Source organism: Aminobacter sp. GW821-FHT11F06 (assembly GCF_058808215.1).
In genome coordinates this window covers 22,335-34,196 of the sequence record NZ_JBXARL010000007.1, presented here as the reverse complement: position 1 = coordinate 34,196, position 11,862 = coordinate 22,335, and the positions used below count along the sequence as shown (strand labels likewise).

General features: G+C 63.7%; 13 protein-coding genes. 11 read left to right on the top strand and 2 right to left on the bottom strand.

What is annotated here, in order from left to right:
- Window positions 1-208 precede the first annotated feature (208 nt).
- The 10 genes from AC1RTB_RS17510 (at window position 209) to AC1RTB_RS17465 (ending at window position 8,889) form a co-directional block, all read left to right on the top strand.
- Window positions 209-727, top strand: coding sequence for a sigma-70 family RNA polymerase sigma factor (locus AC1RTB_RS17510; RefSeq protein ID WP_492880321.1), 519 nt, complete (start codon window positions 209-211; stop codon window positions 725-727).
- Window positions 724-1,518 carry an anti-sigma factor family protein gene (locus AC1RTB_RS17505; RefSeq protein WP_492880265.1) on the top strand — a complete coding sequence of 265 codons (795 nt, stop codon included), beginning with the start codon at window positions 724-726 and terminating at the stop codon, window positions 1,516-1,518. Before AC1RTB_RS17510 ends, AC1RTB_RS17505 begins: the two co-directional genes overlap by 4 nt.
- 289 nt (window positions 1,519-1,807) lie before the next feature.
- The gene (locus AC1RTB_RS17500) at window positions 1,808-2,239 is read left to right on the top strand and encodes a GFA family protein (protein ID WP_492880266.1); all 432 of its coding nucleotides are present in this window, start codon (window positions 1,808-1,810) and stop codon (window positions 2,237-2,239) included.
- A gap of 289 nt (window positions 2,240-2,528) precedes the next feature.
- Window positions 2,529-3,635 carry a peptidase C39 family protein gene (locus tag AC1RTB_RS17495; protein ID WP_492880267.1) on the top strand — a complete coding sequence of 369 codons (1,107 nt, stop codon included), beginning with the start codon at window positions 2,529-2,531 and terminating at the stop codon, window positions 3,633-3,635.
- Window positions 3,632-5,092 (top strand): RimK family ATP-grasp domain-containing protein, encoded by a 1,461-nt coding sequence (locus AC1RTB_RS17490; protein ID WP_492880268.1) that lies wholly within the window; start codon window positions 3,632-3,634, stop codon window positions 5,090-5,092. The genes AC1RTB_RS17495 and AC1RTB_RS17490 overlap by 4 nt, the downstream gene beginning before the upstream one ends.
- Before the next feature lie 62 nt (window positions 5,093-5,154).
- Window positions 5,155-5,523: an ArsR/SmtB family transcription factor gene (locus AC1RTB_RS17485; protein ID WP_492880269.1), complete on the top strand. Its 369-nt coding sequence runs from the start codon at window positions 5,155-5,157 to the stop codon at window positions 5,521-5,523.
- Window positions 5,520-6,104: an SRPBCC family protein gene (locus tag AC1RTB_RS17480; RefSeq protein ID WP_492880270.1), complete on the top strand. Its 585-nt coding sequence runs from the start codon at window positions 5,520-5,522 to the stop codon at window positions 6,102-6,104. Before AC1RTB_RS17485 ends, AC1RTB_RS17480 begins: the two co-directional genes overlap by 4 nt.
- Window position 6,105: 1 nt before the next feature.
- Entirely contained in the window at window positions 6,106-6,897 is a 792-nt protein-coding gene (locus tag AC1RTB_RS17475) for an SDR family NAD(P)-dependent oxidoreductase (RefSeq protein ID WP_492880271.1), read from the top strand.
- Window positions 6,898-7,023: 126 nt separating this feature from the next.
- Complete coding sequence (locus tag AC1RTB_RS17470; RefSeq protein WP_492880272.1) at window positions 7,024-8,208, top strand: low temperature requirement protein A; 1,185 nt, start codon at window positions 7,024-7,026, stop codon at window positions 8,206-8,208.
- A gap of 54 nt (window positions 8,209-8,262) precedes the next feature.
- Window positions 8,263-8,889 (top strand): glutathione S-transferase family protein, encoded by a 627-nt coding sequence (locus AC1RTB_RS17465; RefSeq protein WP_492880273.1) that lies wholly within the window; start codon window positions 8,263-8,265, stop codon window positions 8,887-8,889.
- Between the two features lie 2 nt (window positions 8,890-8,891).
- On the opposite strand, the gene AC1RTB_RS17460 is transcribed toward AC1RTB_RS17465, so the two are convergent.
- Complete coding sequence (locus AC1RTB_RS17460; RefSeq protein WP_492880274.1) at window positions 8,892-9,503, bottom strand: HD domain-containing protein; 612 nt, start codon at window positions 9,501-9,503, stop codon at window positions 8,892-8,894.
- A gap of 3 nt (window positions 9,504-9,506) precedes the next feature.
- Window positions 9,507-10,367: a CAF17-like 4Fe-4S cluster assembly/insertion protein YgfZ gene (ygfZ, locus tag AC1RTB_RS17455; RefSeq protein WP_492880275.1), complete on the bottom strand. Its 861-nt coding sequence runs from the start codon at window positions 10,365-10,367 to the stop codon at window positions 9,507-9,509.
- 71 nt (window positions 10,368-10,438) lie between these two features.
- On the opposite strand from ygfZ, the gene AC1RTB_RS17450 reads away from it, so the two are divergent.
- Complete coding sequence (locus AC1RTB_RS17450) at window positions 10,439-11,770, top strand: dihydroorotase (protein WP_492880276.1); 1,332 nt, start codon at window positions 10,439-10,441, stop codon at window positions 11,768-11,770.
- Window positions 11,771-11,862: the final 92 nt, after the last annotated feature.

Genomic DNA, 11,862 nt, shown 5'->3' with positions numbered 1-11,862 from the left:
TTAGCCGATCCCGCGCGATGTTCAAAATCAATTGAACTAGCGCAATGCTTCAACAATTCTGATGTGTCGGGAATAGAACGCGCCCGGCAATCGTTAGTTGTGCGCTTGGGTGACTGGGGTGGCAAGCCGCCGTTGGTCACACGCTTGCGTCGCGCCGATAAGGCGCGTTCAATCGGCGTGCAAAGAGGGCGACTTGCGATCCGCGGTCATGGACGAAAAGAAGGCAGCGATACTTCAGGAGATTCCCCGTCTGCGCCGGTATGCGCGCGCGCTTCTGCGCGACCGCGATGCTGCCGACGACCTTGTCCAGGACTGCCTCGAACGCGCGCTCGTGCGCATGGACAACTGGCGAACCGGAGAAAACCCCAGGAGGTGGCTGTTTACGATCATGCATCATCTATTCATCGACCAAATGCGCAAGGTGAACCGGCGCGGCGAGGCGGCGATGCTGCCGCTCGATGCCAGTGAGGCGCTGGCAACACCGGCGATGCAGGCGGAAAGTGTCGCCTCGCGCGAGATTGTCGATGCGCTGCAGGCGATCAGTCCCGACCGGCGCGCCGCACTGGTGATGGTCGCCATCGAAGGTTTTTCCTATGCCGAGGCCGCGATGATGCTCGGCGTGCCGGCCGGCACGCTGATGTCGCGCATCGCGCGCGGACGCGAGGAACTGCGAGGGCTGCTTGACGATCAGGCACGCCGGCGGACGATAAGGATCGTCGAGAAATGAACGCGCGCGCCTTTACCGATCGCGATATCCACCTGGCGCTTGACGGCGAGCTGCCGGAGGACGAACGCGCCGCCTATCAGGCTTGGCTGGAGGCCAATCCCGACATGAAGGCGAAGAGCCAGCGTTATGCCGCCGACAATTCGGCATTGCGCGACATCTTTGCCGGCGTGCTCGACGAAAATGTGCCTTCGCGGCTAGAAGCGGCCGTCAACGGCGAGGCGCCCAAGCGCAAGGAGGCACCACAGCGCTGGCGCATGGCGGCAGCCGCCGCATTGCTGGTCGCCGGCGGCCTCGGCGGCTATTTCGCTGGCGCAAGCGGGCTCGGCTCCGGTTCCGATACGGACGACCGCATGGCCGAGCTGGCGATCGCCGCGCATCAGACCTTTGCCGCCGACAAGAACCGGCCCGTCGAGGTCGATGGCAGCGACCAGGCCTATCTGACCGGCTGGCTGTCCAAGCGCACCGGGCTGAAGCTGGTGGCGCCTGATCTCAGCAACAACGGCTTCAAGCTTTTGGGCGGACGCCTGGTGCCTGCGAATGGCAGCACCGCCGCGCTGATGCTTTATGCCGACGCCGAGGGCAACCGGATTTCGGTCTATGTCACCACCGAAGGCAGCGCGCGCTCGAAGGGCACAGTCACGCTCGCCAGCGGTGGCCCCGAGGCTGTCTACTGGCAGGACAAGGGCTATGGCTGCGTCATCGTCGGCACGCTGCCGGCGGAGCAGATGGGCGTGGTCGCGAGGGATGCCTACAAGCAGCTGCTGGCCGGCGCGGGGCTGAGGCAGTCTTAGGCGTACGTTGAGGCACGGAGGGCGCCGGTTTCTGACGGCTTGTGGCCATTGGCGGTCGCAGCATGGATTCCCGACGCTCTCCGCTCGTTCCTCGCTCACGAGGTCGGGAATGACGGATTGCAGGGCGCTTTCGCATCAGCATGAGGTGAAGGTGCTCCTTGCAGTGCAGTATCCCCGCATTCGTAGGCCAGCTTCCCGAGGTCGCAACAAAATTGCTTTAAAGATGGCTCCGCCGGTCGGTGGGAACAAACCGGCAGATGCGCCGTTTGTTCGGAAAAGGAGACTTGCGGTGCAGGACCTTGTCGCGACGCCCATCCGTTCCGGAAGCTGTCTTTGCCGCGGTGTGACGTTCCGCGTGAGCGGCGAACCGCTCCGGGTCGGCATCTGCCACTGCGCTGACTGCAGAAAGAGCAGCGGCGCGCCGTTTGCGGCCTATGCTGTGTGGCCTATCGAGGCATTCGAGCAGGAGACCGGCTACACCAGCACCTATGCCAACCGAAGCTTTTGCACGACCTGCGGCGGCCGCGTCGCCTGGGTCAGCGAGGGCGAAGCCGAAGTCACGATCGGCAGCCTGGATGAAGTTCCGACCGATCTTGTCCCGCAATACGAACTCTGGGTTACCAGGCGCGAGCATTGGCTCACGCCACTGCCCGAAGCTACCCAGTTCGATCAAGACCGCGACGAGGCCGAACCGACCATCGACGCCGTGGAATCGAAATAGCTATTGCCGCTGACGGCTGACGAAGCTCGTCATTCCCGACCTCGTGAGCGCGTGAAACGAGCGGAGAGTGCCGGGAAGCCATGCCGCGACCTTGGAAGGAAGTGGGGGGATCGGCGACGTTCCGGCCAAGAGCATTTCCCTACAAGATTCATATGCCCAGCCGCCCCCGCCCCATGTCACAATAAGGCCCGAATCGAGGCGTGACTGCGCTGGAATGGCGAGCGCATGAGTGCTTCGCAGGATGCATCCTTAGGGCTCTCTTCCGCCCAATCGAGGTTCTCAGGTCCGCATGGCTGCCGACATTCGTACGGCCCGCGCAGATGATGTCGATGCGCTCTGCGCCATCGAGAACGCCGTCTTTGAAGGCGACCGGATCTCGCGCCGATCCTTCCGCCAGCTGATCGATCATGAAACCGCACAGGCACTTGTCGCCGACAGCGACGGACGCGTCGCCGGCTACGCCATGGTGCTGTTTCGCAAGGGCAGCGGCGTGGCGCGGCTTTATTCGTTTGCGATCGCGCCCGATTTTGGCGGCAAGGGCATCGGCCGCAGCCTGCTCGATGCGGCCGAGCATGTCGCCTACGAGCATGGCCGCATGATGCTGCGGCTTGAGGTGCGCGAGGACAATGCCCGCGCCATTCGGCTCTACGAGCAGAACGGCTACCGCAAGATCGGCCAGGAGCCGGACTATTACGAAGACGGCATGACCGCGCTGCGCTACGAAAAGACGCTGCGCGGCGACGTGCCGGTGGCGACCAAGGTGCCGTTCTACGCCCAGACCTGCGACTTCACCTGCGGCCCGTGCTGCCTGATGATGGCCATGGCCAATTTCGACCGGGGTTTCGTGCCCGACCCGGTGATGGAAATCAGGCTGTGGCGCGAGGCAACGACGATCTTCATGATGTCGGGGCCGGGCGGCTGCGAACCGTTTGGGTTGGCGGTCGCCGCATATGAAGCAGGCCTCGGCACCGAGATTTTCGTGTCCTTCCCCGGCGCGCTGTTTTTGCAGTCGGTGCGCAGTGCTGAAAAGCGCCGGGTGATGGAACTGGCGCAAGCCGATTTCCGCAACCGCGCCGAAAAATACGCTATTCCGGTGACCTACCGCCCGTTCGCCCTCGACGATATCAGAGGCAAGCTGGCCGAGGGCAAGCTTGTGCTGGTGCTGATCTCGGGCTTCCTGATGTTCGGCAAGAAGGTGCCGCACTGGGTGCTGGCCATCAGCGATGATGGCAGCCACATCCTGATCCACGACCCGTGGATCGAAGACGAGCAGCGCGAGACCGCTTCGGACGCCGCCAACATTCCTGTTCCCTACGACATCTTCATGCGCATGGCGCAGTTCGGCCGCGATGGCCTGCGCGCCGCAATCATTCTCGGAAAGCCCTTGATACGATGACCTGGGTCATTCTTACCGGCCGCCAAAGCGATCTCGACCAGGCGGCAACGCCGCACAAAATCATCACCAATCGCGACTATCTCGCCCATCCCGCGCTGTTTCGCGGCCAGCGGCCGAAAATCATCAACCTGTCGAACCGCTATGCCTATCAGAGCCGCGGTTACTACGCCTCGCTGCTTGCGGGCTCGCGTGGGCACAAGGTGATCCCGACAGTCGAGACGATGATCGACCTGTCGGAGCGCAAGCTTTACGAAAACGCGCTGCCGGAACTGGAGCTGGCGCTCAACAAATGCCGCAAGGACCTTGGCGGCACGTTTCCGGCGAAGGTGACTGTCTTTTTCGGCGTCGGCCCGTCGAAAGCCTGGGACCGCTTCGCCCGGCTTTTGTTCGACTGGTTCCGCGCGCCGGCACTGGAAGTCGCCATCAAGGACGGCGAATGGGCCTCGATCCACAAGATCGGCTTTGCAGCCCTTGGGCGGCTCGACGATGCCGACAAGAAGCGCTTCGTGGCAGCACTTGAAGCCTACACCAGCCGGGAATGGCGCGACACCAAGGCGCGCACGCCCTCGCGCTACACCTTCGCCACGCTGATCGATCCCAACGAGCAGATGCCGCCATCGGAAATCTCGTCGCTGCGCTACTGGGCCCGCATCGCCGAAAAGATGGGCGTCGAGGTCGAGCCGATCACCAGGAAGGACCTGGCCAAGCTCGCCAATTACGACGCGCTGTTCATCCGCGAGACGACGTCGATCTCCAACCACACCTACCGCTTCGCCCGCCGTGCCCAGCAGGAGGGCATGCCCGTCATCGACGACCCGCTGTCGATGATCCGCTGCACCAACAAGGTCTATCTCAACGAGCTGATGGCCTACAACAACGTGCCGGTGCCGCCGACAGTGATGATCGCGGGACAGTCGGATCTGCAGCTCGCGGCCGACACGCTCGGCTTTCCGCTGGTGCTGAAGATCCCCGACAGCTCGTTTTCGCGCGGCGTCAAGAAGGCGTCGAATTTCGACGAGCTGAAGACGCTGGCGACCTCGTGGCTCGAGGATTCCGATCTTTTGATCGCCCAGAAATTCATGCCTACGGAATATGACTGGCGTGTCGGTGTGCTCGGCGGCCAGCCGCTATTCGCCATCCACTATCTGATGGCCAAGAAGCACTGGCAGATCGTCAACCACGACCGCGCCGGCAAGCCCGACGAGGGCGGCATCAAGACGTTCACGCTCAAGAATGCGCCGGCCCATGTCATCGACACCGCCGTGCGTGCGGCGCGCTGCATCGGCGACGGGCTCTATGGCGTCGACCTCAAGGAGACTAAGGACGGCGTGTTCGTCATCGAGGTCAACGACAATCCCAATCTCGACCACGGTGTCGAGGATTCCGGCGAGAAGGACGAGGTCTGGGTGCGCCTGACCCAGTGGTTCCTCGACCGGCTGGAGCGCAACGGCAAATAGCCTCAAAAAATAATTTTACCGAATGGTTGACTATTTGGATTTGCGGCTCTATCTTCAACCTTATGGTTGAACAAAATACAGAACTGCTCGACGCGATCTTTCACGCGCTTTCCGACCCGACCCGCCGGGCGATGCTCAACGGTCTGGCCAGGGGACCGCGCAATGTCGGCGACCTTGCCGCGCCCTTCGACATGTCGCTGGCCGCGGCGTCAAAGCACATCAAGGTGCTGGAGAAGGCGGGGCTGGTGAAACGCAGCGTGCAAGGTCGCACCCATGTCTGCAGCCTCGATGCGCTGCCGATGCATGCCGGCGTCGAGTGGATGCGCCACTACGAGAAATTCTGGAACCAGCAACTCGACTCACTTGAGGCCATCCTGGAGGCGGAGGATCGCGCCGCCGCCGAGGACAGACAGAAAGGAATCAAGCCATGACCATTCAGGCTCTGCAGGCTTCCTACGGCGTTGTCACCGAACCCGGCACCTTGCGCATCGAGCGACTTTTGCCCGGCCCGATCGAGCGGGTGTGGGAGTACCTGACACAGTCCGACAAGCGCCGGACATGGCTCGCGGCGGGGCCAATGGAACTCACGGCAGGCGGGCAGGTCGAGAATATCTTCCGCAATTCCGAACTGACCCGCAACGACGACCCGCCGCCTGCGCATATGGCCGCCTTCGCCGAGCATCGGGTGCCTGGCGAGATCATCGCCTGCGAGCCGCCGCATCTGCTCGCCTACAGCTGGGGCGGTGCGCCAGAGGCGGGCGCAAGCTCGGAGGTGCGTTTCGAACTCGCTCCGCGCAACGGCAAGGTGCTGCTGACGGTCACCCATCGTCGTCTCACCGACCACGGCGCGATGCTGAACGTCGCGGCCGGCTGGCACACGCATCTCGGCATACTTGCCGACAGGCTTGAGGGACGCGAGCCCGAGGGCTTCTGGCGGACCCACACGCGGCTGGTGGCGGAATACGCTGAGCGTATCGGCAGTTCGCAGACCACTTCAAAGGCTGGAGAGTGACATGTTGCTCAAGAACAAGACGGCCGTCGTCTATGGCGGCGGCGGCGCGATCGGCGGAGCTGCTGCAAAGGCATTCGCCCGTGACGGCGCGCGCGTGTTCCTTGCCGGGCGCACGCGCGCCAGGATGGAGACTGTCGTGGCCGACATTCGCGCCGTGGGCGGTTTCGCGGAAATTGCCATACTCGACGCGCTCGACGAGCAGGCCGTGGAGCATCATGCCGATGCGGTGGCGCAAAAGACTGGCGGCATCGACATCGCGCTGAACGCTGTCGGCATCGCCCATGTGCAGGGCACGCCGTTCGCCGAACTTTCGCTTGCCGATTTCGAAACGCCTGTCTCTGCCTACACCAGGACCAACTTCCTGACCGCCAAGGCGGTGGCGCGGCACATGCGCGGCAAGGGCGTGATCCTGACTCTGTCGACGCCGGGTGCGCGGCTGTCGGGCGTCGGCTTTCTCGGCAACGGCGTGGCAAGTGCGGCTGTCGAAGCCATGTCGCGCATCCTCGCCGGTGAACTCGGGTCGCAAGGCATCAGGGTGATCTGCTTGAGACCTGATGCCATCCCGGAATCCCTTGAAATTTCGCACGCCCGCGCGGCCTTCGAGGGCTTCGCCAAGCGCGCCGGCATGTCGGTCTACGACATGCTCGCTGCCCGCGCCGCTTCCGGGCCGTTGCTCCGGCGTTTTCCCACGCTGGCCGAGATCGGCGACTTCGCCGCTTTCGTAGCCTCCGACCGTGCCGGCGCGATGACCGGTGCTATCGCCAATCTGAGCTGCGGCACGCTGGTCGACTAATGTCAGCGCTGCCCCTCACCCTTGCCCTCTCCCCGCAAGAACGGGGAGAGGGGGGCGTCGACCGACCCGACTTGACCGCGGGGAGATCGCCGTTGAAGCTGTGGGCCACCAGCAACGGGGGCGGGCATGGCGATCACAGGGGCAACGCATAACTATCAGCGCAAGCGCGGCACGGGCGAGGCGGCGCGGGTCGACTTCGTCGAGCTGTTCTTCGACCTGGTCTTCGTTTTCGCCATTACCCAGCTGTCGCATTTCCTTTTGCGCGACCTCGGCATGCGAGGCGCGCTCGAAAGCCTTTTGATGCTGATCGCCGTGTGGTGGGTGTGGAACTACACCGCCTGGGTGACCAACTGGCTCGACCCGACCAAAGCGCCGGTGCGCGGCATGCTGTTCGTGCTGATGCTGGCGGGGCTGATGCTGTCGACGTCGATCCCTGAGGCCTTCGAGGGACGCGGCCTGCAGTTCGCTGTCGCCTATGTATTCATGCAGCTCGGCCGCACGCTGTTCATGCTGTGGGCGCTCAAGCACCACAATCCCGACAATCACGCCAATTTCGTGCGCATCGGCCTGTGGCTTTGCCTGTCCGGAATCTTCTGGATATCAGGCGGGCTGGCAGCACCCGAAAGCCGTTTCCTGCTCTGGGGCATCGCCTTGGCGATCGAGCTGATTTCGCCGGCGCTCGGTTTCTGGACGCCATGGCATGGTGCCTCGACGACCGCCGACTGGGATGTCGACGGCGGCCACATGGCCGAGCGCTCAGCACTTTTCATCATCATAGCGCTCGGTGAATCGATCCTGGTTTCGGGCGCGACCTTCGCCGAACTCGAATGGAACTGGATCAACCTGGCGGCATTTCTCACCACCTTCTTCGCCTCGGTCGCCATGTGGCTGATCTATTTCAATGTCGGCCAGGAGATGGCGCATCACAAGATATCAGAGGCCGCCGACAGGGGCCGCATCGCGCGCGTCGCCTACACCTACATCCCCGTCGTGCTGGTTGCCGGCATCATCGTGGTGGCGGTGTCGGACGAGCTGGTGCTGGCCCATCCGCTCGGCCATTCTGGAGCCGCCGTGATCTGGACCTCGGTCGGCGGCTCGGCGCTGTATCTGTTCGGCAATCTTTTGTTCAAGCGCTACGTCACCGGCAGGACGCCGCTGTCGCACCTGATCGGCATCGCCATCCTCGCGGCCATGGTGCCGCTCGCCAGCCACTTGTCGCCGTTGCTTGTGGGGGCGGCGACGACCGCCGTGATGGTGCTGGTGACGGTGCTTGAGCTGCGCGGCCAGCCGGGTCGGCATTCCAGGACTTGACTGCCGGCCGCCATGGCCTTTCATTCGAACCATCAGACCGCAGAAAGCAGCCCCATGATCCTCATCGGCCAGTTTGACTCACCCTTCGTCCGCCGCGTCGGCGTCGCGCTCAGGCTTTATGGCCTGCCGTTCAAGCACGAGCCGTGGTCGGCCTTTGGCGATGCCGACAAGATCCGCGCCTACAACCCGCTGACGCGGGTGCCGACGCTGGTGCTCGACAATGGCGAGGTGCTGATCGAAAGCCACATCATCCTCGACTATCTCGACAGCCTGGCACCCGCTGACCAGGCGATGTTCCCCTCAGCCGAGCCGGCGCGGCATCAGGCGCTGAAGATCGCCTCGCTGGCGATGGGCGTCGGCGAAAAGGCCGTCAGCCTGTTTTACGAAAAGCGGCTGCATACCCATGTGTCGGACGTCTGGGTCGAGCGCTGCCGCACGCAGATAGCGTCGGTTCTCGAAGTGCTCGAAGCCGAACGAGGCAAAAGCGGCGGCGACTACTGGTTCGGCGACCGCATCGGCCATGCCGATATCGCCGTGACTGTCGTGCTGCGTTTCATCAACGATGCGCATCAGGGGCTGCTGGATATGGCCGATTTCCCTGCGCTGGCAAGGGACGCGGCGCGGCTCGAGGCCATGCCGGTGTTCAAGGAGATCAGCCAGGAATTCATCCCGCCGGCGTAAATCTACCTGTATCGCTGCTTTTCAATCACAGCGAAGCGTTTGAGGAAAGCATCCTGCACGTTTTTCGCCGGTTGTGGCGTAAGATCGAGCCCATCGGCTGTGATGCCGCGTGGGCGGCCGAAGAACTCTGTCGCCTCTGAAACCGCAAAGCCGGCAAGCATCGTCGCCTCGAAATAGGCTGATATCTGGTCGGCGCGCTTGATGTCCTTCTTCAGGCCCTGGCCGATCTCGGCCGGCAGGCCAAAGCGCAGATGGATGGCATGCTGGAGGCGCTCCTCGCACGATTTGTAGCCGCCACCGACAACCGACTTGAACGGCGAGATCATGTCGCCGATGACATATTCGGGCGCGTCATGCAGCAGCGCGGCAAGCTGCGCGTCGGGCGAAGCTTCCGGTTCGATGGCGCAGAAAATCTGTTCGACAAGCAGCGAGTGCTGCGCCACCGAAAAGGCGTGGTCGCCCGAGGTCTGGCCGTTCCAGCGGGCGACACGCGCCAGCCCATGCGCGATGTCTGAAATCTCGATGTCGAGCGGCGAGGGGTCGAGCAGGTCGAGCCTGCGGCCCGACAGCATGCGCTGCCAGGCACGCGGCGGGGCGCCGGGGCGGTCGGCCATGTCTCAGGCGTCTTCCGCGCCGGCGGCTTCGGGATAGGTGAAGCTCGCCCAGGCGGGGATTTGAAGCGACACGGCGATGTCGCCGGCGGTGATTTCGCTGCCGGCGTCGAGTGCCGCCTTGACCCTGTCGATGCGGGCGATGGCAAGGCCATGCGTGCCGGAGGCGGAGCCAAGCGTGCCGATGACTTTGCCGTCGGCCTTGAGCTCGGTCCCGGCGATAGGCAGGGCCGAGCCTGCCGAGACGAGCAGCACGCGGCGGCGTGCGGTGCCGCGATGCTGCATGCGCGAAACGACCTCCTGGCCGATGAAGCAGCCTTTCTTGAAGCCGACGCCGCCCATCTGATCGAGCAAAACGTCATGCGGGAAGGCGTCGCTGAGTGCGTAGTCAGGCCCGCTTTCGGCGACACCATTGGCGATGCGGAAGGCGTGCCAGTCGGCTTCAGTGGCGTCGGCTACGGGTGCATCGCCGTAGAAACGAGTGACGGGCGAGGGGAAGCGGCTGTCACGGACGGCCGAACTTGATTCAGTCTGCGAAGCGGCTGAATCAGATTGCCATGAAACAGCGACAACAGGCTGTTCCTGCTTGGAAATATCGGCCTTGGCACGCAAGCGGTAGAGCATCAGGCGGCGGACGAAATCGTCCGCGATGTCGGCCCGGCATTCCAGCCGAAACGCGCTTTCGCCGCTGCGCGAGACCAGGAAATCGAACATGATCTTGCCTTGCGGAGCCAGCAGCGCGCCGGGTTTCGCCTCGTGCATGCCGAGTGCATCCAGATCAAGCGTCAGGATGTTTTGTAGGAAATGCTCGGCGTCGGGGCCGGAAACATCTGTTATGGCGCGGTCTGCGAGGATGGCTGTCGGCATGGACCTGATCTTGCATTTCGGAGAGCCATTACGTAAGCCGCAGTCAATTCCCAGACAAGGGCACGCGCGACATGGCAACCACCTTCGATCTCATCCTCAAGGGCGGCACCGTCGTCAATCATGACGGCACAGGCGTCCGCGACGTCGGCGTGACCAATGGCAGGATCGCCGCCATCGGTGATCTCGGTCACGCATCGGCTGGCGAGACCATCGACTGCCGCGGCCTGCACATCCTGCCAGGCGTGGTCGATTCCCAGGTGCATTTCCGCGAGCCGGGCCTCGAGCACAAGGAAGACTTGGAGACAGGTTCGCGCGCGGCCGTGCTCGGCGGTGTCACCGCGGTCTTTGAGATGCCCAACACCAACCCGCTGACGACAAGCGAGGCAGCGCTCGCCGACAAGGTCAGCCGCGCCACCGCGCGCATGCATTGCGACTTCGCCTTCTGGGTCGGCGGCACACGCGAGAACGCCAAGGATGTGGCCGAGCTGGAACGCCTGCCAGGCGCCGCCGGCATCAAGGTGTTCATGGGCTCGTCGACTGGCGACCTTCTGGTCGAGGACGACGAGGGCGTGGCCTCGATCCTGCGCAACACCCGCCGCCGCGCCGCCTTCCATTCCGAAGATGAGTTCCGCCTGCGCGAGCGGCTTGGTGAGCGTGTCGACAACGACCCGTCCTCGCACCCGATCTGGCGCGACGAGATCGCAGCCCTGCAGTGCACCGAGCGCCTGGTGCGCATCGCGCATGAGACCCGCGCGCGCATCCATGTGCTGCACATCTCGACGGCCGAAGAGATCGCCTTCCTCGAACATCACAAGGATGTCGCCACCTGCGAGGCGACACCGCATCATTTGACCATGAGCTCGGACGATTATGCCAGGCTCGGCACGCTGCTGCAGATGAACCCGCCGGTGCGAGCCGCGCGCCATCGCGACGGCATCTGGCACGGCATTTCGCAAGGCGTCGTCGATGTGCTCGGCTCCGACCATGCGCCGCACACGCTGGCTGAAAAGGCAAAACCCTATCCGGCATCGCCTTCGGGCATGACCGGCGTGCAGACGCTGGTGCCGATCATGCTCGACCATGTGAACGCCGGCAGGCTGACGCTCGAACGTTTCGTGGATCTCGCGAGCCACGGCCCGAACCGCATTTTCGGCATGGCGCGCAAGGGCCGCATTGCCGCCGGCTACGACGCCGACTTCACCGTCGTCGACATGAAGCGCACCGAGACAATCACCAACGCCCAGGCCGGCTCGAAAGCCGGCTGGACGCCTTATGACGGCAAGCAGGTCACCGGCTGGCCGGTCGGCACCATCATCCGTGGCATCCGCGTCATGTGGCAGGGTGAGATTGTCACGCCGTCGCAGGGCAAGGCGGTGGAGTTTTCGGAAGCTGTGGTGAGGTAACACCGGGGCAGCCCCGGTTTTGCACCGATGCCGCCAGTCATTCGGGTCGGCAGTGCTTGCACCGTTCCGACTTCGTCGACGTCACGGCATGG

What these genes read in the sequence shown, in the direction of transcription:
- AC1RTB_RS17510 (WP_492880321.1), top strand. Translation starts at nt 209, where the DNA reads ATGGACGAAAAGAAGGCAGCGATACTTCAGGAGATTCCCCGTCTGCGC.
- AC1RTB_RS17505 (WP_492880265.1), top strand. Translation starts at nt 724, where the DNA reads ATGAACGCGCGCGCCTTTACCGATCGCGATATCCACCTGGCGCTTGAC.
- AC1RTB_RS17495 (WP_492880267.1), top strand. Translation starts at nt 2,529, where the DNA reads ATGGCTGCCGACATTCGTACGGCCCGCGCAGATGATGTCGATGCGCTC.
- AC1RTB_RS17490 (WP_492880268.1), top strand. Translation starts at nt 3,632, where the DNA reads ATGACCTGGGTCATTCTTACCGGCCGCCAAAGCGATCTCGACCAGGCG.
- AC1RTB_RS17485 (WP_492880269.1), top strand. Translation starts at nt 5,155, where the DNA reads ATGGTTGAACAAAATACAGAACTGCTCGACGCGATCTTTCACGCGCTT.
- AC1RTB_RS17480 (WP_492880270.1), top strand. Translation starts at nt 5,520, where the DNA reads ATGACCATTCAGGCTCTGCAGGCTTCCTACGGCGTTGTCACCGAACCC.
- AC1RTB_RS17475 (WP_492880271.1), top strand. Translation starts at nt 6,106, where the DNA reads ATGTTGCTCAAGAACAAGACGGCCGTCGTCTATGGCGGCGGCGGCGCG.
- AC1RTB_RS17470 (WP_492880272.1), top strand. Translation starts at nt 7,024, where the DNA reads ATGGCGATCACAGGGGCAACGCATAACTATCAGCGCAAGCGCGGCACG.
- AC1RTB_RS17465 (WP_492880273.1), top strand. Translation starts at nt 8,263, where the DNA reads ATGATCCTCATCGGCCAGTTTGACTCACCCTTCGTCCGCCGCGTCGGC.
- AC1RTB_RS17460 (WP_492880274.1), bottom strand. Translation starts at nt 9,503, where the DNA reads ATGGCCGACCGCCCCGGCGCCCCGCCGCGTGCCTGGCAGCGCATGCTG.
- ygfZ (WP_492880275.1), bottom strand. Translation starts at nt 10,367, where the DNA reads ATGCCGACAGCCATCCTCGCAGACCGCGCCATAACAGATGTTTCCGGC.
- AC1RTB_RS17450 (WP_492880276.1), top strand. Translation starts at nt 10,439, where the DNA reads ATGGCAACCACCTTCGATCTCATCCTCAAGGGCGGCACCGTCGTCAAT.